Genomic DNA, 23028 nt, shown 5'->3' with positions numbered 1-23028 from the left:
ACGATAAACAATGAATCTACTTGCTAACAAGGTAGCCATCATCACCGGCGCAGGCCGTGGTATCGGCCGCGCTATTGCACTCAAGTATGCACAGGAAGGTGCTTCCGTAGTGATCACTGACCTCAAGATCGACGAGACTGTAGAAGCCTTCGTCAAGGAGCTCGAAGGGCTCGGTGTCAAGGCTAAGGCTTATGCCTCTAACGCAGCTAACTTCGAAGATGCTCACAAGCTCGTCGAAGAAGTCGTCGCAGACTTCGGCCGTATCGACGTCCTCGTCAACAACGCTGGTATCACCCGTGACGGGCTGATGATGCGTATGACCGAAGAGCAGTGGGACCTCGTCATCAACGTCAACCTCAAGAGTGCCTTCAACCTCATCCACGCTGTCACCCCCGTCATGGTCAAGCAGCGTAGCGGTAGCATCATCAACATGGCCAGCGTCGTCGGTGTCTCTGGCAACGCAGGTCAGGCGAACTACTCCGCTTCTAAGGCTGGTATGATCGGTCTAGCAAAGAGCATCGCAAAGGAGCTCGGCGCTCGCGGTGTCCGTGCCAACGCTATTGCCCCTGGCTTCATCATCACCGATATGACGGGTGCACTCTCTGAAGAAGTGCGCAAGCAGTGGGAAGTACAGATCCCCCTCCGCCGTGGCGGTACGCCTGAGGACGTAGCTAACGTAGCTACCTTCCTCGCGAGCGACCTCTCTAGCTACGTCTCTGGTCAGACGATCCACGTCTGCGGTGGGATGAACATGTAGTCCACGAGCGGACAGACTCCCAGAGCCTTCACCTGACGAAGGCATATACGCATAAGGCTTGGCTCCACATCAGTGGGGCCAAGCCTTAGCTTTTATAGGGGTCGGTGCGCCTTCTGTGACTAATAGCGGCGCAGCGCACGACGGGGCTCAGGGCGCTTCATCTCTGGCTCATCCAGAGCGAAGTCCAGCTGACGGCGTGCCAGATCGGCCTGCGCCACGACGACCTCGACACGCTGACCGAGGGTGAACGTGCGGCCCGTATGGCGCCCGACGAGACGGAAGTTCGCCTCATCATAGACGTAGTAGTCATCGGAGAGATCACGTGCAGGTACCAGTCCTTCACACTTATTCTCCTCCAGCTCGACGTAGAAGCCCCAGTCAGCCAGCCCTGTGATGACGCCCGTGAAGGCCTCACCCAAGCGGGGGATCATGTACTCGACCTGCTTGTACTTGATCGAGGAGCGCTCGGCATTGGCTGCCACACTCTCCATCTCGGAGGCATGGTCACACTGATCCTCCAGCGCAGCGGCATCCGCCGAAGGCTTACCCTCGATGAGGTAGCGTGTGAGGAGGCGGTGCACCATCAAGTCAGGGTAGCGACGAATAGGTGAGGTGAAGTGCGTATAGCTATCGAAGCCAAGGCCGTAGTGACCGATATGCGTCGTGGTATAGCGTGCCTTAGCCATCGAGCGGATAGCGAGCATCGTCAGCATATCCTCCTCGGGCTTACCCTTGATATCAGCGAGCAGGGCATTGAGGCTCTTAGCGATGACGGAGCTTCCGCCCTCGACCTTGAGCTTGTAACCAAAGCGACGCACGTAGTCGGCCAAAGAACGGAGCTTCTCCTCATCGGGCGCCTCGTGGATACGGTAGACAAAGGCAGGCTTACCGCCACGGCCCAGGCGAAGGGCAGGGCTGATATCCTTGCGAGCAGGCTCGGCTATACGCTCGGCGACCGTACGGTTCGCCAGCAGCATGAATTCCTCGATGAGCTGGTGAGCGGGCTTGCTCTCCTTGATATATACAGAGAGGGGTTTGCCTTCTTCATCCAGCTCGAAGCGGACTTCGGGGCGATCAAAGGCGATACTCCCCACCTCGAAGCGGCGAGCACGGAGCTTCTGCGCCAGGCGGTGGAGCGTCAGGATAGCCTCTGCATGGTCACCCTTCCCCGTCTCGATGATCTCCTGCGCCTCCTCATAGGTGAAGCGGCGCTGGCTACGGATGACGGTGCGAGCGATGCGTGCTGAGCGGAGCTGTGCCTCTTCGTCTAGCGAGAAGATACAGCTGTAGGCATACTTATCCTCGTCAGGGCGGAGCGAGCAGAGGAAGTTGCTCAAGCGCTCAGGGAGCATAGGTATCGTTCGGTCCACGAGGTAGACACTGGTAGCACGCTTGTAGGCCTCATCATCGATGATACTACCAGGCTGGACGTAGTGGCTGACGTCGGCGATATGCACCCCTACTTCGTAGCCCCCTTCAGGAAGCGAGCGGAAGGAGAGGGCGTCGTCGAAGTCCTTTGCATCACGCGGGTCGATGGTGCAGGTCAGCACCCCACGGAAGTCCTCACGCTGTGCGAGCTCCTCTTCGGTGATCTCGGCAGAGAGTGCTTCGGCAGCCTTCTCTACGGCCTCGGGATAGCTATAGGGGAGGCCGAACTCAGCGAGGATGGCGTGCATCTCCGTAGAGTTGTCGCCGGCCTTACCGAGGATATCGACGACTTCCCCGCGAGGGTTCTTGCTCTTGCGGTCCCAGTCGGTGATGCGTACGACGACCTTATCATGGCCCGTCGCACCCATAGTCTTATCCTCGGGGATGAAGACATCCTGGCGTAGCTCCTTATTGAGCGAGACGAAGAAGGCATAGCCACGAGAGATCTGCAGACGCCCGACATAGGTCGCCTCACGGCGCTCCAGGATCTCGACGACCTGCACACGCTTGTACTCCCCGCGACGGGTACGCACGAAGGATACGGCGACACGGTCGCCATGCAGGGCATTGGAGAGCGCACGATCAGAGAGGGGGAGGGTATCGATTTCGGGGTCATCGGGGATGAAGGAAGCACGGCCTGCACGATAGTCGAAGCGCCCTTCGAGACGCTCCTTCGAGAGGCCACCATGGACGAAGCGTCCGGGCTCCAGCTCCTGGATCTCGCCACCTTCGGCCATCGAGACGAGCGTCTGGTAGATGGCGCGCTTCTGCCCCATATTCGTCTTACCGAAGGCATGGCAGACCTGCTTGTAGGTCAGTACACGCCCATCATTCTGCTCAAATACCAGGCGTGCGATGCGGAGGATATCCCGCTTACTTATGGATTGCCCTTTGTCTGTGCCTTGCTTGGAGGGTTTCCCCTTCTTGGCAGAGATGGGCTTATTCTTTTTACTCATCATTCAATTCTTTATGGATAATAGGCCACTCTCCTACGGCAGATATCGCGGAGGATACCCGCCGAAGGAAGGCGGCCAAGGGGGAGGTAAGTGATGTGTAGCTGTCTGATGAGTAGTGGGCGGAGCCCAAGAGGGGGCGTGCCTACGCCTCAGTGGGGATGACGAGCTTGTATCCCTTACCGTGGACGTTCTTGATCTCGACGCGAGGATCAGCATCGAGCATGCGACGAAGCTTCGTCACATAGACGTCCATACTACGCTGGCTGAAGGAGTTCTCATGCCCGCCAGTAGGCTCGGTGAGCCCCCAGATGACGTTGAGCGCATGGCTACGCTCGAGCGTCTGATTGGCGAAGAGACAGAGCAGCGAGAGCAGCTCGCACTCCTTGGTCGTCAGGCGACGTGACGTCTCGCCGAGGGAGAGCGTCTGAGTCGTCGTATTGAAGATATAGCGCCCGAGCTGGTACACGCGCTGGGGCTCCTTCTCGCCCTCGTGCTTGATCGTGCGGCGCAGGATCGCCTCGATACGCAGGAGGAGCTCCTCCATGCTGAAGGGCTTGGTGATGTAGTCGTCAGCCCCAGAGCGGAAGCCCTCGAGGATGTTCTCTCGCATACCGAGGGCGGTGAGGAAGATGATGGGTACGTCGGCCGAGAGGCTACGAATGTCCTTTGCCAGGGTGAGACCATCACGCTTAGGCATCATGATATCCAGGAGACAAAGGTCGTACTTAGCGCTCTTGAAGGCTTCCCATCCCTGGTCACCATCAGTACAGAGCGTGACGGCGAACTTCTTACTCTGCAGGAGCTCCTGAAGGATGGTCCCGAGGTTCTCTTCATCCTCACAGAGGAGGATCTTTAATGGTTCGTCCATAGTCTTTAATCTATTAGCTGTCGTAGTTTTTAATCTATATACTATATAGGTAGGTAACGCAAACCGTTTGGTAGCACTACTCCGGCTCAGAGGCCGGTAGGCGAATGATCATCTTAGTCCCCACACCCAGCTCACTCTCGGCAGTGATCGTACCGCCACACTGGTTGATGACGGAGGTCACGTACGCCAGCCCCAGGCCGAAGCCACGCACGTCGTGGCGCTTGCCGGAGGTAACGCGGTAGAAGCGGTCGAAGACACGCTTCAGCTCGCGCTTCTCCATCCCGATCCCATTATCCTCGATGGTGATACGGATCTTGCCGTCTTCGTCAGCAGTACGGATCGCCAGGTGCAGGGGCACATCGGGGCGGCTGTACTTGACCGCGTTGTCGAGGAGGTTGAAGAAGACGTTGGAGAGGTGAATATGATTTCCCTGCACCCACGTATTCAGGGCATCCAGGTCCAGCTCCAAGTCTCCGCCACGCTGCTGGGCGTGGAAGGTATAAATCTCCGCTACGGGCAAGAGCAGCTCATTGACGTCCAAGGGCTCCAGCGAGAAGCGCCCCGAAGCTCCGTCCAGCAGCGAGAATTGCAGCACCTTGTCGATGAGGAACTTCATACGCTGCGCCTCCAGCCCGATGATATCCAGTGCACTCTGAGCTCGCGGCGTGAGGTCGCCCCGCTCGGCAAGTGACTGCCCCAGCGACTGACTGGAGAGGAGGATAGTACTCACAGGCGTCTTCAGCTCATGCGTCATATTGTTGATGAAGCTCGTGCGCTGCGAGGAGAAGCTCATGTGCTTGAGAAGGACCCCGAGGGCGGAGAAGCCGAGGACAAGCACGATGATTGTGGAGATGAAGCTGGGCAACGCCAGCCGAAGCACCTCCGACTTCGTGGGGGTGGCGTCAAGCGTGACCTTCATGTAGGGGCGGTCCATCTCAGAGCCATCAGTCGGCACGAAGAGATACTGCACCACCGTATTGCGCTCTTCCCATCGCTTGGCATTGACCATCGCTGGGGGGATGTACTCATAGAGCGTACGCCCCTGGTAGTCATGTAGCGACATCATGTAGGGCCCGCAGAGATCCTTGTTGTCCAGATGCTCACGGATGAGGCTCTTCAAGAGACGCACATTCACCATCTGCGGGATGCTATCCTTGTTGTAGCTATCGTATAGATACTTCAGGATGTAGCGGTCGAGCGCATGGACGTTGGAGAAGTAGGCGTGTACAAGGCGGTCGGACGGACGGTAGTCGACACGACTCGTATTCCCCTTGTGTGGCATCTTCAGGTAGATGTTCTCCCTATCCAGAGCCCGCTGGACGATCTGGGTATCAAGCTTGGTGCGCGTCCAGATATCGAACGAAGCGACAGAGGTCGGAAGGAACTCGCTGTCCTCAAAGCGGTCATTCTTGCGATTGAGTCCCTTATTGAGGTAGCGTATCAGCTCACGCACCTGTAGCTCTTCTGCCACCTCGCCCATCGCTTCCTTCATCTGATTGCGAATCCCCTCGGTGCGCAGTTCAAGCACGCGACCATAGTATTCGTATTGCACCCATGAGAGGAGTCCATAGGCCGAGACAAGGGCCATGACGATGATCCAGATGACTCGTTTTCTCATGAACGATGCAGTAGCTATTGGGAGTGACGACTAAAGAGACACATTACTGTTATTATATGCAAAGATAAGCATTTCCGCCCTTCGCACCGTTAATTCCTTTTCAAAGCGTCAAAGATACCCCCTTTCCCCCTCACTCACACAGCGATAAGGTAAAGATATGTCTTCGTGACTTTTGCTCACGAAGCAGGACCCTACCGACGTCACACCACACGGTATCCACCCGCTGCCACCCTGAGGATGCGAAGCCGATGCATCGCCTTTAGCGCGGCACTTGCACCCGAGCCTGTTGCCGCGAGTCCTGCCCGCTATTTACTCTGCTAAGGCATCGCACGCCCAGTCCCCCCGATATACCTCTCCGAAGTGACACACAAGCCCTTCGCTTTATCGCAGGTATTCCTCTCATCCAGCGGAAGGAAAAGCATCGCTCTCGCGAAGAAAAAAGCGCCTTCACGTAGTGGTTTTCCTCTGTCTACGTACGTGGTCTTAATGACCAGGCACGAAAACCCTAAAGTCTACGTACGTAGATATTAGAGCCACGTACGTAGCCCAAACTTATCTACCACTCGTCCGCAACTTTTATTCCTATGCGGAGCAACGGCTACAATAGTCGTTTAACTCCAGACCAGTAGTCGTCTGCACATCGACCTCCCGAGCTTCGCCTACAAGCCACTATAATCAGGAACCCACATCTCGTCAAGGCGGCAGCGAGAGGATAGCAGTACTCGGCGAGAAATTCCCACGATAGGGAGTCTCTTCCCCTACATATATTATGTAAGGAGTCGTATGGGGCATACCGCGTCAGCACGAGAAGTGAGGAAGTGAGGAAGCGACAAGCTGAATAAAAAGCACAACGACGAGAGAAACAAAAACCCACCTCCACGAAGGCCCATCCTTAAATACCAAAACCAAAAGCGCCACATTCCTTTGATACACGTCGAAAACCAAACGAACTTCCTAAATTATTTAAGGTTATTTCAACCCGAAAAACACCCTCTTTCAAGGCCCTCCGATGAGAAAATTTCGCCCATAACGAGTACACATCTCAGACAAGGAAGAGCAGGAGAAAGAGCCTACGCTCACCCACACATATACACATAATGTACAGACATTTAGAGCTATCCATCTATACATCTTCTCCTCCTTCTCACAGGCCATAAGAGTCCCTGTAAGCCGTGACAAACCACCTTCTTCACCGCTCCCCTTGGTGGCCTGCTATTGGATAGGAAATAAAAATCTCTACATTTGAAAAGAGGATACGCTGGAGCACGGGTGGGGCAACCCTCCCTTTAGGAGAAAGACATGACGTGAAAGACCGCGAGGATGACACCTCCAGAGTAACCCATGAATAGATAGTAATCCCAAGTTACGGCTCAAAGCAAGTACCCACATATCACACTAAAACTACTATTCTCATGAGAAGAGCACTTTTCTTCCTCCTCGCTCTCTTCCTCTTCGCAGGAGTGGGTTGGTCGCAGAAGAAGACGATCACCGTCACAGGGGTCATCATCTCATCTGCGGATAAGGAGCCCGTCATCGCAGCCAGCGTGTCCTGCGTCGAGTTCCCCACCACAGGGACTCTGACCGACGTCAACGGACGCTTCACGCTGAAGCTACCAGATGCAGCTAAGCACCTTACGATTAGCTGTATCGGCTACAACAAGCTCAAGCTGCCCATCGCCTCGGGTGAGATGAAGATCACCCTGCAGGCTGAAGAGCAGGTGATCAAGGACGTCGTCATCACGGGGTATGGGAATACCCGTAAGTCCGCCTTCGCAGGGTCTGCTACGACCATCTCCACGAAGAACATGAAGGACGTGCCCACCACATCCCTCGAAGATAAGCTCACTGGGGCTATCGCAGGGGTAGCAGTGAACTCCAACTCGGGTCAGCCCGGTAGCATCGCTACGGTGCGTATCCGTGGTCTCGGCTCTATCAACGCTGGTAGCGATCCACTCTACGTCATCGACGGGGTACCAGTCAATAACAGCAGCGCCTCAGTCTTCGACTACGCTAAGGGGGGGATGAGTCCACTCTCTACGATCAACTCCAACGACATCGAGAATATCACCGTCATCAAGGACGCTGGTGCTGCTGCCCTCTACGGCTCGCGTGCAGCTAACGGGGTCGTCGTCATCACGACCAAGAGCGGACGTGCCGGGAAGACCCACTACAACTTCAAGGCTGACTGGGGTAGCTCCGATATGGCTATCGACTACCGCCCTACCCTCAGTGCTGAGAAGCGTAATGAACTCATCCGCCACGGGTACACCAAGTACTACAGCGAGCTCCGCGACAAGACGACGAATCAGCTCCTCTACCCCAACGCCTCTGACGTAGCAGCTCAGGTAGAGAAGACCATCGGTACCGCTATCGCTAAGCCTTGGTCTGGCTACACGGACTGGCGCAAGATCCTCCTCCGCAATGGCGCTTCACAGAACTACGAGTTCAGCGTCTCGGGTGGTGGCGAGAAGACGAAGTTCTACACCTCGATGTCCTACGCTGACCAAAAGGGTATCTCGCTGGCCTCTGACTTCAACCGTCTGACCGGTAGCTTCAACGTCAGCCACACCGACCGCCGTCTGGAGCTGAAGGCTCGTATGCTCTTCGCTAAGACCAAGCAGCACACCAGCAGTGAAGGCAGTGCCTACGCTAACCCTATCTACGGGGTATCCGCTACACTGACTCCATCCAACTACCCCTTCATGGAAGATGGATCCTACAACAACAGCTTCTCGGGGAACAACAACATCAACCCCCTCTTCGCCACGACGCAGAACTTCTCCGAAACGCAGCTCGTGCGTGTCTACCCCTCTCTCGAAGCCACATTCACACTCTTCCCCTGGCTGAAGCTCCGTCAGAACGTCAGCTACGACTACATCAACTCCGAAGAAGCCGTCTGGTGGGACCCTCGCCAAGGTGACGGTGAAGCTGCTAACGGGGTCTTCCAGCGCTCCAACCTTGAGCGTGCTACCCTCTCCACGCAGTCGCAGCTCTACGCTAACCATGACTTCGGCAAGCACCACCTCTCTGGTGTAGCCAGCTTCGAGTCTGAAGCCTTCGACAAGCTGAACGTCTATATCTGGGGTACCGACTTCCCCTCTTACCTCAAGTACGAACTGGGGAATGCAGGGAACTCAAGCGGTAGCACCGACGTCGACAAGACCCGCATGCTCTCCTTCCTCGTCAAGGGGGACTACGCTTACGATGACCGCTACATCTTCGGTGCTTCAGCCCGTTGGGACGGCTCTTCTCGCCTCGCTCCAGCTCACCGCTGGGGGCTCTTCTGGTCACTATCTGGCTCATGGAATATCGGTAAGGAAAAGTTCATGAAGTCTCTTGAGCCCATCCTCTCCGACACCCGCCTGCGCCTCTCTTATGGTGCTAACGGTACGCTCCCCTACGGCTACTACGACCACCTCTCCCTCTACAGCTTCGGCTACAACTACAACGGGGGTACGGGGGCTTCGGAAAGCGATCTCGGCTCACCCAACCTCTCTTGGGAAAAGAACAAGGCCTTCAACCTCGGTCTTGACTTCCGCCTCTTCAATCGTGTCGGTGTTACCTTCGACTACTACAACCGTCTGACTACCGACCTACTCCTCTACAAGAACATCTCAGGTACGACGGGCTTCAGCAGCGAGCTGCAGAACGTAGGTAGTATGCGCAACACGGGCTTTGAAGTCGAACTGCGCTCGACCAATATCTCTACGGACAAGTTCTCTTGGAGCACGACCTTCTCTCTCGGCCACAATAAGAATACCCTCCTGCGCTACGACGGCGTACAAACCACACGTGTAGACCGCACTTGGATCCACGAAGTTAACCACCCCTACAACGCCTACTATCTGGCTGAATATGCTGGTATCGACCCCAAGACGGGTAAGGTCCAGTACTACTCCAATAAGTACGACGAAGCCACGAAGACCTACGACCGCACCATCGTCACGGAAGGCTCCAAGGCTAACCGCCGCCGTATCGATGACAAGCCCTTCGACCCCACCTTCACTGGGGGGCTTATCAACAACATCACTTGGGGCCCCGTCGACATCAACTTCACCCTCAGCTACTCCCTCGGTGGCTACCTCTACGATGACGCTACCGCGCTCTACCAGGACGGTAACGAAGAAGTGCTGAACCTGGCTATCCCCAAGTACTACGACATCAATAAGATCTGGAAGCAGGTCGGTGACAAGACGGAGCTTCCCTCCTTCGAGCCTACGAATACGTATACGTACTCGACCCGCTTCCTGCGCCCCACCGACCACCTGCGTCTGAAGAACTTCACCATCGGCTTCACTGCTCCTAAGCGCTGGACTGAGAAGATCGGTGTCAACACCCTGCGTCTCTATGCCGCTGGTAACAACCTCCTCACGTGGAAGGATAAGATGCTCGTCGTCGACCCCGAGCAGCGTGGCTTCGTAGCCTACGGCACGCCTCCCCTGCGCACCGTCACCTTCGGTCTTCAGGTCGGTATCTAGTCTATTGCTAACCACACAAATGACAGTTCAAGTCTTATGAAAAGGATCATCATAGGCCTCATGGCCTCCCTGGGCCTCGTGGCCAGCATCTCGTCCTGTAAGGGTTACTTCAACACCGAGCCTTCGAACGCCACTGGCACGGAGAAGGCGCTCAAGGAAGCAAGCCTCCTACAGCCCTCCCTCCGTGGTCTCTTTGACGGCCTCCAGGGAGGAAGATCCAGCACCTCATACTACGGTCAATCCTTCACCATCATAGGGGATGTACGAGGGGATGATATGCAGTGCCCCACCGTAGGCTCCCGCGGGAATAATTACTACAAAATGGACTATACCCGTAGCAATATCACGGGGCCTTGGTTCAAGATCTACAATACGATCCGTCGTGCTAACCGCCTCCTGCAGATGTGCGAAAAGCTCTCTCAGGGAGCTTCAGCCAGCCTGCAGAAGGAGATCGCCAACGCTAAGGCACAAGCTCAGGCCGTACGCGCACTCTGCTACTTCGACCTCTGCCGCGTCTATGCTACGCCCTACCCCTACTCCAACGATGGGGCTGCGCCGGGTGTCCCCCTCATCGAGGGTATCCCCGACAATGCTGCTACGCCAGGTCGTAATACCCTCAAGGAGTGCTATGACTTCATCATCAAGAACCTCACGGAGGCTATCTCCAGCAATGCCCTTGAGGATACCAGCTATGGCTACATCAGCAAGTCTGCAGCTAAGGCACTTCTGGCTCGCGTGTACCTCTACAAGGGCGACACCGAGGGCAATACGAAGGCACTCAGCCTGAGCAAGGAAGTCATCGATAGCCACCTCTACGAGCTCGCTACCGATGTCACGACCTACAAGCAGGTCTGGAGCGAAGCCAGCTCGAAGGAAATGATCTTCTCGATCGTGAACTTTGACTCTAAGGACTGGGCCGACCGTGAAGGGCTTGCCTACGTGCTCAACGTCAACGGGTATTACAACGCCTTCATCACGAAGAAGTTCTACGAAGAGATGAAGGAAGACGACAACGATATCCGCTGGAATGTCCTCTGGGCAAGCGAAGGCACGAAGGCTGAAGGCGTCGTGAAGAACCTCCCCGACGCTACGCCTGACATGAAGATGTTCATCGGGAAGTACCCTGGGAAGGCAGCCCTCAAGGATATGCGTACCAACGACATCCCCGTCATCCGTCTGGCTGAAGTCTATCTGAACGCTGCTGAAGCTGCCTTCAAGCTCGGCGAAACGTCTACCGCCCTGACTTACCTCAATGTCATCGTCAAGCGTGCTAACCCCGCCAAGAGCGTCGCTGCTGGCGACCTCACCCTCGCTCGCATCCTCAAGGAGCGTAGCAAGGAGCTCGTCGGTGAAGGCCACCGCTTCTATGACCTGATGCGTAATGGTCAGACTTGCGAACGCTTCTACAAGGGTCTTGTCGGCTGGCACGGTGCGCTGATCAACGAAGCTCGCACCTTCGACCACACGTACTTCCGCACGATCCTCCCCATCCCCGAGAGCGAAATCAATGCGAACGCTACGCTGGGCAAGCAGCAGAACCCTGGTTACTAAGCCTCTTAGAGGGTGGGCACTGCCCACCGCTCTGAAGTAACCCCACTATAGCATCTCCCCCCGTCACTCGAATAGAGGTGGCGGGGGGAGATGCCGTTTTTAGAGAAGAGCAAAGCGCCCCGAAAGAGAAGGTGCACAAAGCTATATAGGTCGCTGAGTGAACCTATATAGGTAGGCTCTCTGACCTATATAGGTCGCCATCACGAGCAATATAGATTCACCCGCCGACCTATAATAGGTTGGTACTACCCTCTACGACGGGGAGCATCACCGCCTCAGGGGCAAGCCCATCAAATCCCACATAGGAAGAGTGTAAATACCCTGCAGGAAGTGCGACTTCCCCCGAAGGTGCATTTCCCTCTATAGCCCTAAAAAGTGTATCTTTGTGGTTAATAAATTGGCGATAGTAGACGTGCCCAAGATCGTAGATAAGTATATCCTCCGGACTTTCATCCCGCTCTTCGTGATGAGCTTCGCCGTGTGCTGGTTCATCGTGGTGATGCAGTTCCTCTGGCGCTACATCGATGAGCTGGTCGGCAAGGGGCTGAGTGGCTTCATGCTGCTGAAGATCATCTTCTATGCAGCCCTCTCCTTCATCCCCATGTCGCTCCCGCTGGGTATCCTGCTGGCGTCGCTGATGACGCTGGGCAATCTGGGTGAGCGCCTTGAGCTCCTTGCACTGAAAGCCTCGGGTATCCGCCTCTACCGCATCATCCGCCCCATCATGCTCCTCGTCGTGGCGATGGCATGCGGACTCTTCTACTTCCAAAACGATCTGATGATCCGTGCCCAAGTCCGCATGTGGACCCTGGTCATCACAGCTAAGTATGCAGCCCCCGAGATGGAGATCACCCCGGGGGTATTCTATACCGGTATCCCAGGCTACAGCCTCTACGCCAAGAGCCGCGATGCGAGCACTGGGCTGATGCACCGTATGATGGTCTACGATATGAGCCGTGGCTATCTCAACCCGCGCATCATCCGTGCCGACTCAGGCCGTCTGGTGATGGACAAGAGTAAGAAGTTCCTCGTCCTCAAGCTCTATCAAGGTCAGAGCTTTGAGAACATCCAGACGCAGAGCTACAATACCGTCAGCGAGCCTGTCCCCTACATGCTTCCTCACTTTGACTACAGTGAGACCTTCATCCCCTTCGATGCCAATATCAAGATGCAGGACGAGGGAGAGCTTAGCTCCATGTACGTCGGGAAGAATCTTCATCAGCTACAGGTATCCATCGACTCCATCCGCCCCATCCTCGACAGCACGCGCAATAGCTACGCTCGCATCGTGCAGTCCGACCTCTTGACCAGCCACTACGGCTTCTCACCCTATGCCTACGAGGATACCACGGTCTTCGCCCGCCAGCAGGAGCGTATCGCTACTCTCGTGAAAGAGACCAGCGGAGTGAAGCCGGAGGAAGCCAAGGCATCACTCACACTCACTGCACAAGACAGCTTGCAGGCTATCGGCTCCGCCCTCGACAAGGCGAAGCGTATCACGGAGGAAGCCCAGATCTATATGGGTACGGACGACACAGAGTTCTATCACTACCGCACCTTCCATCAGGAGTGGCATCGCAAGTTCACCTTCCCCGTCTCCTGTATCATCTTCGCCCTCATCGGCGCCAGCCTCGGCGCCATCGTACGCCGTGGGGGGATCGGGATGCCTATCATCATCTCCATCTTCTTCTTCGTCGTCTACTTCATCATCGACTCCTTCGGCACGAACATGCTACGCAGCGAGTCGATACCTATCTGGCTGGGGATGTGGTTGAGTAACATCCTCCTCTTCCCCGTCGGGATATTCCTCGCATACAAGGCGAACCAAGACTCTTCGGCACTCAACGTCGAGGCCTACGTGATCTTCTTCCGCAAGCTCTTCGGCTTCCGCGGTGTCCGTAAGGTCGAGTATCAAGAGCTCATCATCGAAGAAGCCGACTATGAGGCTGGTGCCGTCGCTGTGGCACAAGCCATCGCGCATACTGATGCCCTCCTCCGCAGCCCTATGCTCTCAGGACGTATCTGGCAGATCTGGAGCCACGGAGCCGAGCAGCAGGCATTGGCAGCCCTCAGCGAAGAGCTCGACGCTATCACCGAGAGCCTGCGCCACACGCCCTCACGTCTCTTGGTCAGCAAGCTCTGCGACCTACCACTCCTGCCCACACGCCTCTCGCCCTTCCTCCCAGAGGAGCCGCGCTGGGGCCGTATCCTTGGGGCCATCCTCCCCATATCTCTTCCGTTTGGACTCTTCCTCTCGCGAGTACGCACCCACCTCAAGGCTGACCTTCGCACGACACGCACGGTGCTCACGCAGATCGCCGAAGAAGTCGCTGTAGCCGCTAAGGGAGTCCATCGCCCCGCCTCCGAATTATCCACTACACAGTCTACCGATCCAGACTCCTGGCAGGTAGCTATACACACACAAGATCTATGAGCGAAATCAAGCTAAACACCATCGAGGAAGCCCTCGAAGACTTCCGCCGTGGTGAATTCCTTATCGTCGTCGACGATGAGGACCGCGAGAACGAAGGCGACTTCATCATCGCCGCTGAAAAGGTTACCCCCGAGAAGGTGAACTTCATGATGCGCTACGGCCGTGGTGTCCTCTGCGCACCTATCACCGAAGACCGTGCCCATGAACTCGAGCTCGAGATGCAGGTACCCAACAATACCTCCGTCCACGAGACTCCATTCACCGTCACCGTCGACCGACTCGGCAATGGCTGCACCACCGGTGTATCTATGTATGACCGTGCCCAGACGATCCTCGCCTTAGCTGACCCCAATATCACCCCAGGCGATCTGGCCCGTCCTGGTCACGTCTGCCCACTGCGTGCTCGCAACAAGGGTGTCCTGCGCCGTGCGGGGCATACCGAAGCGGCCGTTGACCTGGCCCGTCTGGCTGGCCTGCAGCCTGTAGCCGCACTCATCGAGATCATCAACGAGGATGGTACGATGGCCCGCCTTCCCCAGCTGTGGGAGGTCGCTCAGCGCTTCGGCCTGAAGATCATCACCATCAAGGATCTCATCGCCTACCGCCTCCGCACGGAGAGCATCGTAGAGCGTGGTGAAGAGGTCGCCATGCCCACGCAGTGGGGCGACTTCCGCCTCATCCCCTTCAAGCAGAAGAGCAATGGTCTCGAGCATATCGCACTGATCAAGGGTGACATCGCTGACGGCCAGCCCGTCCTTGTACGCGTACACTCCAGCTGTGCCACGGGCGACATCTTCGGCTCGATGCGCTGCGAGTGTGGCGAGCAGCTGCACAAGGCTATGGAGCTCATTGAAAAGGAAGGTCGTGGCATAGTCGTCTACCTCAATCAGGAAGGCCGTGGTATCGGTCTTATGGAGAAGATCCGCGCCTACAAGCTTCAGGAAGAGGGCTTAGACACCGTCGATGCGAACCTCCACCTCGGTCACCAAGCTGACGAACGTGACTACGGCGTCGGCGCTCAGATCCTCCAGCAGCTCGGCATCCAGCAGATGCGCCTGCTCTCCAACAACCCCATCAAGCGCGTCGGCCTCGAAGGCTACGGCCTCAAAGTCGTCGAGACGCTTCCTCTGGAGATCCAGCCCAATGAGCATAACGCCTTCTACATGCAGACGAAGAAGGATCGCATGGGCCACGTCCTCCCCCACCTCAAGTAATCACCCACTTCATCCATATAGCTTATGGCAATATTCGTCAACGAAGTCTCCCGCACTTTCGGGGAGTACCTCCTTATCCCAGGGCTCACGACACGTCAGTGCACCCCACAGAACGTCTCGCTGACCACGCCGCTGGTCCGCTTCGCTCGTAGCCAGGAGCCCCGCATCAGCCTCAATATCCCCTTCGTCTCGGCGATCATGCAGTCGGTCTCCAACGATACGCTGGCCATCGAGCTGGCTCGCAATGGCGGGCTCTCCTTCATCTACGGCTCGCAGCCCATCGCTGAGCAGGCCGAGATGGTACGCCGCGTGAAGAAGTTCAAGGCAGGCTTCGTATCGAGCGACTCCAACATCCGCCCCGACGCGACGCTGCGTGATGTCCTCGCTCTGCGTGCCCGCATGGGTCACTCGACGATCGGCGTCACCGAAGACGGCTCGCCCAACGGCCGTCTGCTCGGTATCGTCACCAGCCGTGACTACCGCATCGGTACCACGCCCGAGGATACCCTCGTCAAGGACTTCATGACCCCCTTCTCCAAGCTCAAGGTCGGTCGCCTCGGCATCTCCCTCAAGGAAGCCAACAACATCATCTGGGAGCACAAGCTCAATACCCTGCCTATCATCGATGAGAACGACAACCTCGTCTATCTCGTCTTCCGCAAGGACTACGATGCGCACAAGGACAACCCCGTCGAGCTCTCTAATAAGGCTACGAAGGAGCTCCTCGTAGGTGCTGGTATCAACACCCGCGACTACGCTGAGCGCGTCCCCGCCCTCATCGAAGCTGGTGCAGACGTCCTCTGTATCGACTCCTCCGACGGCTACTCTGAGTGGCAGTACGACACCCTCCGCTGGATCCGCGAGAAGTACGGCGACAAGGTCCTCGTCGGTGCTGGCAACGTCGTCGACGAAGAGGGCTTCCGCTACCTCGCTGAGGCTGGTGCAGACTTCATCAAGGTCGGTATCGGTGGTGGCTCCATCTGTATCACTCGCGAGCAGAAGGGTATCGGTCGCGGTCAGGCTACTGCGATCATTGATGTAGCTCAGGCTCGTGACAAGTACTTCGAGGAGACGGGTATCTACGTCCCCATCTGTAGCGACGGCGGTCTGGTACACGACTACCACATGACGCTGGCTATCGCTATGGGTGCCGACTTCCTCATGATGGGTCGCTACTTCGCTCGCTTCGACGAGTCACCCACGCGCAAGCTCAAGATCGGCAACAACATCGTCAAGGAATACTGGGGCGAAGGCTCGAACCGCGCTCAGAACTGGCAGCGCTACGACAGCGGTGGCAGCGAAGCTCTGAAGTTCGAAGAAGGTGTCGACAGCTACGTCCCCTACGCTGGTAAGCTCAAGGACAACCTCGCACAGACCCTCGGTAAGATGAAGGCCACGATGTGCAGCTGCGGTGCTATCACCCTGCCCGAGCTCCAGCAGAAGGCTAAGATCACCCTCGTCTCCAGCACCTCCATCGTCGAAGGGGGCGCGCATGATGTGATCCTCAAGGATCGCGGATGATCACCCTACTCGGACCTACTGCATCGGGCAAGACTGCCCTGGCCGTCCGTCTGGCGCATAGACTTGGCTCTGAGATTCTCAGTGCGGACTCGCGCCAAGTCTATCGCGGCATGGACGTCGGCACCGGCAAGGACCTCTCCGAGTACACCTATGAGGGGACTACCATCCCCTACCACCTCATCGACATCGTCCCTGCGGGGACGAAGTACAACCTCTTCGCATGGCAGCACGCCTTCCACGAGGCGTATGCTGCCATCCGCGAGCGAGGCATCCAGTACCCCATCCTCTGTGGCGGCACAGGGCTCTATGCCGAAGCCGTCCTCCGAGGCTATCATCTACCCGACGTAGCGCCCAATCCAGCGCTACGAGAGAGCCTACAAGGGCTTTCGCTCGCCTCTCTCCGTGAGCGTCTCGCCTCCTACGGCCCCCTGCACAACGATACGGACCTCGACTCACCTCAGCGCGCTATCCGTGCTATCGAGATCGCAGACTATATCCAGCGGGAGCGCCTCGCAGGAGCTGACCACACCGAGTACGAGCCCATAGAGAGCCTCATCCTCTGCATCACCCTTCCCCGAGAGGAGCGCAGGGCACGTATCACCGCCCGCCTCCGTCAGCGCCTCGACGAAGGCGATCTCATCGGGGAGGTCCAGCGCCTCATCGACTCGGGCATCGCACCCGAAGACCTCATCTACTACGGGCTGGAGTATAAGTTCGTCACGCAGCACCTCCTCGGAGAGCTGACCCGCGACGAGCTCTTCACCGCCTTAGCGACGGCCATCCATCAGTTCGCCAAGCGACAGATGACGTGGTTCAGAGGCATGGAGCGCCGAGGCTTCACCCTTCACTATATCGACGGACTACTGCCCCGTGAGGAGCAGCTCAGCCAGGCCTTAGAGTACCTCGAGGCGTGGGAGCAGAAGTAGCCCGTCCCATTCTCCCTACCGCATTATGATCCAGTATAAAGACCTTACCGCTGGCCCCAACTTCTTCCTTATGGCTGGCCCATGCGCTATCGAAGACGAGGACACGCCCCTCTTCATCGCTGAGCGCATCGTCGAGATGACCACCCGCCTCGGGATCCCCTATATCTTCAAGGGCTCCTACCGCAAGGCCAACCGCTCGCGTGTCGACAGCTTCACGGGCATCGGTGACGAGAAGGCACTGCGCATCCTACGCCGTGTACGGGAGACCTTCGACATCCCTGTCGTCACCGACATCCATGAGACGCAGGAGGCTGCACTCGCTGCCGAGTACGTAGACGTACTGCAGATCCCCGCCTTCCTCTGCCGTCAGACCGATCTCATCGCTGCGGCAGCACGCACGGGCAAGATCGTGAACATCAAGAAGGGGCAGTTCCTCTCCGCCTCGGGTATGGAGCACGCTGCACGCAAGGTCACCGAGTGTGGCAATGACCAGGTCATCCTCACCGAGCGTGGTAATAGCTTCGGCTACTCCGACCTCGTCGTGGACTTCACGAACATCCCCGCCATGCGCTCTACGGGCTTCCCTACCGTGATGGACGTCACCCACTCCCTCCAGCGCCCCAACCAAGCCAGCGGTGTCACCGGTGGCAAGCCTGCGCTCATCGAGACGATCGCTAAGGCCGCCATCGCTGTCGGTGCTGATGGCCTCTTCTTCGAGACGCACCCCGATCCCGCCTCCGCTAAGAGCGACGGGGCTAACATGCTCCCTCTCGACCTCTTCGAAGGCCTGCTGGAGCGCCTTGTCCGTCTACGTGCCGCCCTATGAAGCAGCTCCGCGCCCTCCTCTTCACTGCGCTACTCCTCGTCTCCTCGCTCGCACTGAGTGCCCAGACGACGAAGTATGCCGCCATCATCAAGGCTCTCGGACAGACCGAGCTCCTGGACGAAGACCGCCGGACCCAGCTGGCCACACTCCTCGCACAAGACTCTGCGCTCAGCCTCCCTATGGAGCTTGACCTCGGTGCTAAGCTCCTCGCCATCTCAGAGCATAGCCTGCGCCTGCAGACCAGCCCAGTAGGCACGGCAGAGCTGCGCCTCCTTCCGCTCACCAGCGGTCAGGGTCCGCTCACGACACTCATCGAGACCGTCAGCTCTCCGCAGGTCGATGCCCGCATCTCGTTCCTCAGCGCAAGTGGCGAAGTCCTTCCGTCTACGACGCTCCTTCGCCTCCCCAGCTCGGAGGACTTCCTTCGCGGCCTCCAGCTCCCTATGAGCACAGCCAGCGATCGCCTGCGTGAGCTACTCTATCCGCTACACTATGAGCTCAGCTGGGCACAGGGCACTTCCGCCCCCACCCTCATCGTCCGCCCCACCCTACTACTCTCGGAGGAGGACAAGCAGAGCGACGAGCTCAAGGCCCTTATCGCCCAGCTCCCCGCACTCACCACGACTTGGGGCGGTCAGTCCTTCGCCCCCTTTGTACGCGCCACAAACCCCTAAGCATAAATGAAAGTCAAGCACATCATCATCGCCGCCTCGGCAGTCATCATCGCTCTGGTCGCAGCGTTCTACTTCGTCCTGCGCAATGAGCGCGCCCAGCTCCAGGAGGAGAAGGACCTCTTCGCCAGCGAGCAGAAGGAGATCATGCAGGAGGAGCTGCAGAAGCTCGCCTCCGAATACGACATCCAGTATCAGAAGCTCTCTCAGGGTATGGGCGAGCAGAAGATCTCCCTGGCTACCGACTCACTCATCAGCCAGCTCCTCTCCGAGCGTGCTAAGGTCGAGCAGCTTCAGAAGGAGCTCAAGAGCAACAAGGCCACCAGCGCCAAGCGCATCGGCCAGCTCACCCAAGAGATATCTACCCTGCGCAATGTCCTCAAGAACTACGTCATACAGATCGACTCCCTCCAGTCGGCCAACGACCGCCTGCGTCAGGAGAATAGCGAGGTACGCGCCAGCTATGCCCGTGCGACCAATGAGGCGCAGCAGCTCTCCAACGAGAAGGCACAGCTCTCCGACCGCGTGAAGCTCGCTGCGAAGCTCGATGCGACGCGCATCTCCATCACGCCGATGGACAAGCGTGGCAAGCTTAGCAAGAAGCTTGAGAAGACGGTGAACATCCAGATCCACTTCACCGTAGCGAAGAACGTCACCGCCGCCGTCGGGGAGAAGACCTTCTACTGCCGCATCACGCAGCCCAACGAGGAGCTTCTCGTCAAGCCTGGGGCTGGCACCTTCCCCTTCGAAGGCAAGCAGATCCCCTATTCGATTCGTCGCGAGATCGAGTACAACGGCGAAGACACCCCCGTCACGATGTATTGGCCCGTCGAAGAGAGCCTGCAGAGTGGTACCTACCGCGTCAAGCTCTTCGCTGATGGCAACCTCATCGGTCAAGCCTCCTTCACGCTGTAATTCGCACCCTACACCATCCCCCCAATAAAGCTCGAGGGGCAGGAGATACGCATCTCCTGCCCCTCGGCTTTTTATATAGCGACTAACGCCCCCTCCCTAAGAGGTCGGGCATTCAGCCTCCTTCAGATCACTGAAGTCATCAAAAACCACCTCGATCCATACGCCTTCGCGCCAAGGAATGTTCCCCTTGAAGTAATCGGCATACTGGATATGCAGCCCATCTCGTCGCCAGATCTCTTGGTCCTCAGGCGACTTGTAATCCAAGTACCGACGATCACGGACATAAGCCAGTAGCTCCTCCGCCCCCATATCCATACCATCATAGATAGACTCTGTCGGTCCTTGGTCTGCAGAGTAAATCACCTGCTCACAGCCAAACACCTTAGCCCGCTCATAGACTTGCATCCGATACTCCTGTAGCCGTGACCAATTTACTTCATCCGTTGACTCAAAGCGATGAACCCACATATACCACCTCTCAACTGCATACAAGGCAAGGTTCACTGTCTCCTTGAATATTCGGATTTCTATCCCATTGCCGTCCTCATGATCGTCACTCTCCAGAGTGTACAACTGATAATCATTCCCACCCTCCAACAAAAAAGACCTTATCCTCGCCTCTTCAAAGTCAATCTCACCTAAGTTATGGGGCGCTATCCTCCGGTTCAGTTCATCTGCCCAATAATTACCGATGACAAGCCTCAGACAGGGAGCAGAGCTTCCCCCTCTATGCGGAGTACCCAAAGGCACAAAGGCATAAGGGATAGAGTAGACTCGTCGTTCGGCTTCATCGTACTCACAATACTTATAGTACCCCACCTGGACATCGCAGCCCATGCGATGCGCAAGCACCTGCGCCGTCGCCTGAGGGTCATCAATTGGCAGATCGTGCTTTAGGCCAAGCTGTACCACATCCCATCCCATATTTCATCAGTGAATTAAGTTCATCATTACACAGCTTGGCGCCTTCGCTTGCCTCTCTTTCGGGCAAGACAATCCAGCGACAAAGCTCTACACTCCAAAGGTAAGCAAAGAAGGTCACCCACCGAAGGAAGCCGCCTGCACCCACGAAGGGAAATGAATTTTCCATACTTGGAATCGTCTACTCTCCTCCTTTGGGAAATCACGACAAGAGCAAGGGGTGAGCCGGCAGACCATCACAGCGGAGACTCGCCCCTATCAGAGACGCCCTGTACGCACAAAATATAAGAGGGTATTTCGACCAGTAGTGGTTCACACTCGGACCAGTAGTGGTCACGACGCAAAGCAGTACTGGTTACTACTGCTAACCACTACTGGTTCACTCGCTGACCAGTAGTGGTCCGATTTCCCTCCCCCTACTACATTGAATTTCGATAGCGCAGATTTCACTCTGACAGAGCAAATAAAAGGCATCGGCCTTCCCCCATTGCGGAGGAAGGCCGAGGCACGTAAGATGAGAAAGGGAATAGATTAGTCCTCTATGAGATCTGATTAGTACTTAGACCCATCTAGATAGACGGGCATTTCATCAATCGAATGCCCAGGATCATAGAATTTAGACATGCTCATCCAGAACTTAGTATTCGCTACAGAGGTGATGCGGTACTCATCGTTCCCGTTGTAGTGGTTCACCGAGATCTTATAGGGAGAGTTATCTGCGAGCGCATTGATCATACGCTGCATGGCATTGCGATTGTAGCGCCAATCATCACCGTTCTGTACGAACTTACGGATGTAGATCGTGCTGGGATCATCGCTGGCAGGAGCAAAGTCAAGGTAATAGCTCAGCCAATTGCCCCCTCGACGGAGCGAAATCTTGTGGTCGCCCCCATCAGTACGCCCGATGTAAGCGATCTCATCCAAGGGACTCGTATAGTAGGCATCATTCACGGCATCACCGACGATGCTATCTTGTCCAGCGTTGGGGCCAGACTGATACTTGACACCGTTGATACGGTTGATGACATCGCGGACAGCATCACCACTCCAGCCATCGTAGAAGAAGGCGCGGATCTTACTCTTCGTGAAGTCGTAGTCAGTTGACTGGATCGCGATCTTCTGCCCCGAAGGAGAGAGAGCATGATAGGTAGAGCCCTCCTTCACGACCTTGATCTGACGAAGGATCTCCGTACCGATCTGCCCGACCTTGCCCTGCGAAGCATCGCTATCGTCGATCAGATCATCAGCACCGATGACCTCGATCCCTTCTGTAGAGAAGTTAATCGGGATGAGGCGAGGCTCAGCAGATCCAACCTTGACCTGGAGCTGGCGGATGAGTCCGAAGACCGACATCTTGACCTCCTGCCCACCGATGGTCGTCGTGGCAAGAGCCTTACCATAGACGGCGTTGCGGATATCCTTGACCTTATGGATATAGGACTCTGCATCCTCCTTGAGGCGGACGAGCATCATCTTATTGCGGCTATAAACCCCAGTAAGCTGGATCGTATCTTGGTCAGCGCTCACATCTCCGAAGGTGAACTCAAAGTCCCCCTCCAGCCCCTGAAGGAGCGTATTGCGAGGCTCTGCGTAGCGACCCAGAGCAGGATTGCGCGTATCGAAGGTCAAGCGGATACCAGCCGTATTGTAGATACGATAGCTGGAGTGGATGACCTCATCGAGATCTTCCGAATAGGACTCTACTGCTCCACCCTTGTGGAACTTGAAGGCAATGTTGATACCGCCGTACTGGTAGCTACCAGGCAGGAGCACCAGACGCCAGCCGTTGGCATTACCCGTCAGTAGGTCCGTCAGCTTCCCCATCTCCTTCGTCAGATAGAGTGCTGGCTTATCGTCTCCCTCAGGCAGATTGTCGTACATCTTACAAGAGGAGAAGAGTGCCATGGCTCCGAGAGCCCAAGCAAAATAACGTCTCATAGCAGT

15 protein-coding genes are annotated in these 23028 nt (G+C 56.7%); 10 read left to right on the top strand and 5 right to left on the bottom strand.

What is annotated here, in order from left to right:
* Positions 1-10 precede the first annotated feature (10 nt).
* Positions 11-757: a 3-oxoacyl-[acyl-carrier-protein] reductase gene (fabG, locus tag HMPREF1323_RS01040; RefSeq protein ID WP_009432269.1), complete on the top strand. Its 747-nt coding sequence runs from the start codon at positions 11-13 to the stop codon at positions 755-757.
* A 119-nt stretch (positions 758-876) separates the two neighbouring features.
* On the opposite strand, the gene rnr is transcribed toward fabG, so the two are convergent.
* The 3 genes from rnr to HMPREF1323_RS01025 form a co-directional block, all read right to left on the bottom strand.
* Positions 877-3144: a ribonuclease R gene (gene rnr / locus HMPREF1323_RS01035; RefSeq protein ID WP_009432272.1), complete on the bottom strand. Its 2268-nt coding sequence runs from the start codon at positions 3142-3144 to the stop codon at positions 877-879.
* A gap of 139 nt (positions 3145-3283) precedes the next feature.
* Positions 3284-4009: a response regulator transcription factor gene (locus HMPREF1323_RS01030; RefSeq protein WP_009432267.1), complete on the bottom strand. Its 726-nt coding sequence runs from the start codon at positions 4007-4009 to the stop codon at positions 3284-3286.
* Between the two features lie 76 nt (positions 4010-4085).
* Complete coding sequence (locus HMPREF1323_RS01025) at positions 4086-5627, bottom strand: sensor histidine kinase (protein WP_009432264.1); 1542 nt, start codon at positions 5625-5627, stop codon at positions 4086-4088.
* Between the two features lie 1412 nt (positions 5628-7039).
* On the opposite strand from HMPREF1323_RS01025, the gene HMPREF1323_RS01020 reads away from it, so the two are divergent.
* The 9 genes from HMPREF1323_RS01020 (at position 7040) to HMPREF1323_RS00980 (ending at position 20163) form a co-directional block, all read left to right on the top strand.
* The gene (locus tag HMPREF1323_RS01020) at positions 7040-10105 is read left to right on the top strand and encodes a SusC/RagA family TonB-linked outer membrane protein (protein ID WP_009432259.1); all 3066 of its coding nucleotides are present in this window, start codon (positions 7040-7042) and stop codon (positions 10103-10105) included.
* A gap of 36 nt (positions 10106-10141) precedes the next feature.
* The gene (locus tag HMPREF1323_RS01015) at positions 10142-11656 is read left to right on the top strand and encodes a RagB/SusD family nutrient uptake outer membrane protein (RefSeq protein WP_044123850.1); all 1515 of its coding nucleotides are present in this window, start codon (positions 10142-10144) and stop codon (positions 11654-11656) included.
* Positions 11657-12068: 412 nt separating this feature from the next.
* Positions 12069-14090: an LptF/LptG family permease gene (locus HMPREF1323_RS01010; protein ID WP_009432286.1), complete on the top strand. Its 2022-nt coding sequence runs from the start codon at positions 12069-12071 to the stop codon at positions 14088-14090.
* Positions 14087-15304: a bifunctional 3,4-dihydroxy-2-butanone-4-phosphate synthase/GTP cyclohydrolase II gene (locus tag HMPREF1323_RS01005; RefSeq protein ID WP_009432260.1), complete on the top strand. Its 1218-nt coding sequence runs from the start codon at positions 14087-14089 to the stop codon at positions 15302-15304. The genes HMPREF1323_RS01010 and HMPREF1323_RS01005 overlap by 4 nt, the downstream gene beginning before the upstream one ends.
* 24 nt (positions 15305-15328) lie before the next feature.
* Entirely contained in the window at positions 15329-16825 is a 1497-nt protein-coding gene (locus tag HMPREF1323_RS01000) for an IMP dehydrogenase (RefSeq protein ID WP_009432280.1), read from the top strand.
* Positions 16822-17751, top strand: a complete 930-nt coding sequence (locus HMPREF1323_RS00995) for a tRNA (adenosine(37)-N6)-dimethylallyltransferase (RefSeq protein WP_009432295.1) — start codon at positions 16822-16824, stop codon at positions 17749-17751. Before HMPREF1323_RS01000 ends, HMPREF1323_RS00995 begins: the two co-directional genes overlap by 4 nt.
* Positions 17752-17776: 25 nt before the next feature.
* The gene (gene kdsA / locus HMPREF1323_RS00990; RefSeq protein WP_009432273.1) at positions 17777-18577 is read left to right on the top strand and encodes a 3-deoxy-8-phosphooctulonate synthase; all 801 of its coding nucleotides are present in this window, start codon (positions 17777-17779) and stop codon (positions 18575-18577) included.
* Positions 18574-19251 carry a DUF3256 family protein gene (locus tag HMPREF1323_RS00985; protein WP_009432278.1) on the top strand — a complete coding sequence of 226 codons (678 nt, stop codon included), beginning with the start codon at positions 18574-18576 and terminating at the stop codon, positions 19249-19251. The genes kdsA and HMPREF1323_RS00985 overlap by 4 nt, the downstream gene beginning before the upstream one ends.
* 6 nt (positions 19252-19257) lie before the next feature.
* Positions 19258-20163, top strand: coding sequence for a hypothetical protein (locus tag HMPREF1323_RS00980; RefSeq protein ID WP_009432279.1), 906 nt, complete (start codon positions 19258-19260; stop codon positions 20161-20163).
* A gap of 96 nt (positions 20164-20259) precedes the next feature.
* Here the strand turns inward: HMPREF1323_RS00980 and HMPREF1323_RS09155 are convergent, their stop codons facing one another.
* Both HMPREF1323_RS09155 and HMPREF1323_RS00970 read right to left on the bottom strand, forming a co-directional pair.
* Entirely contained in the window at positions 20260-20631 is a 372-nt protein-coding gene (locus HMPREF1323_RS09155) for a hypothetical protein (protein ID WP_156795164.1), read from the bottom strand.
* 1005 nt (positions 20632-21636) lie between these two features.
* Complete coding sequence (locus tag HMPREF1323_RS00970) at positions 21637-23022, bottom strand: DUF4302 domain-containing protein (RefSeq protein WP_009432283.1); 1386 nt, start codon at positions 23020-23022, stop codon at positions 21637-21639.
* Positions 23023-23028 lie beyond the last annotated feature (6 nt).

The sequence above is a fragment of the Porphyromonas sp. oral taxon 279 str. F0450 genome (assembly GCF_000292995.1).
Lineage (GTDB): Bacteria > Bacteroidota > Bacteroidia > Bacteroidales > Porphyromonadaceae > Porphyromonas > Porphyromonas pasteri.
Note: the sequence above shows the minus strand (reverse complement) of the source record. Positions and strands in the feature narration are given on the sequence as shown.

What these genes read in the sequence shown, in the direction of transcription:
- HMPREF1323_RS01025 (WP_009432264.1), bottom strand. Translation starts at nt 5,627, where the DNA reads ATGAGAAAACGAGTCATCTGGATCATCGTCATGGCCCTTGTCTCGGCC.
- HMPREF1323_RS01000 (WP_009432280.1), top strand. Translation starts at nt 15,329, where the DNA reads ATGGCAATATTCGTCAACGAAGTCTCCCGCACTTTCGGGGAGTACCTC.
- HMPREF1323_RS01005 (WP_009432260.1), top strand. Translation starts at nt 14,087, where the DNA reads ATGAGCGAAATCAAGCTAAACACCATCGAGGAAGCCCTCGAAGACTTC.
- HMPREF1323_RS00970 (WP_009432283.1), bottom strand. Translation starts at nt 23,022, where the DNA reads ATGAGACGTTATTTTGCTTGGGCTCTCGGAGCCATGGCACTCTTCTCC.
- rnr (WP_009432272.1), bottom strand. Translation starts at nt 3,144, where the DNA reads ATGATGAGTAAAAAGAATAAGCCCATCTCTGCCAAGAAGGGGAAACCC.
- kdsA (WP_009432273.1), top strand. Translation starts at nt 17,777, where the DNA reads ATGATCCAGTATAAAGACCTTACCGCTGGCCCCAACTTCTTCCTTATG.
- HMPREF1323_RS00985 (WP_009432278.1), top strand. Translation starts at nt 18,574, where the DNA reads ATGAAGCAGCTCCGCGCCCTCCTCTTCACTGCGCTACTCCTCGTCTCC.
- HMPREF1323_RS00980 (WP_009432279.1), top strand. Translation starts at nt 19,258, where the DNA reads ATGAAAGTCAAGCACATCATCATCGCCGCCTCGGCAGTCATCATCGCT.
- HMPREF1323_RS01030 (WP_009432267.1), bottom strand. Translation starts at nt 4,009, where the DNA reads ATGGACGAACCATTAAAGATCCTCCTCTGTGAGGATGAAGAGAACCTC.
- HMPREF1323_RS01015 (WP_044123850.1), top strand. Translation starts at nt 10,142, where the DNA reads ATGAAAAGGATCATCATAGGCCTCATGGCCTCCCTGGGCCTCGTGGCC.
- HMPREF1323_RS00995 (WP_009432295.1), top strand. Translation starts at nt 16,822, where the DNA reads ATGATCACCCTACTCGGACCTACTGCATCGGGCAAGACTGCCCTGGCC.
- fabG (WP_009432269.1), top strand. Translation starts at nt 11, where the DNA reads ATGAATCTACTTGCTAACAAGGTAGCCATCATCACCGGCGCAGGCCGT.
- HMPREF1323_RS01020 (WP_009432259.1), top strand. Translation starts at nt 7,040, where the DNA reads ATGAGAAGAGCACTTTTCTTCCTCCTCGCTCTCTTCCTCTTCGCAGGA.
- HMPREF1323_RS09155 (WP_156795164.1), bottom strand. Translation starts at nt 20,631, where the DNA reads ATGTGGGTTCATCGCTTTGAGTCAACGGATGAAGTAAATTGGTCACGG.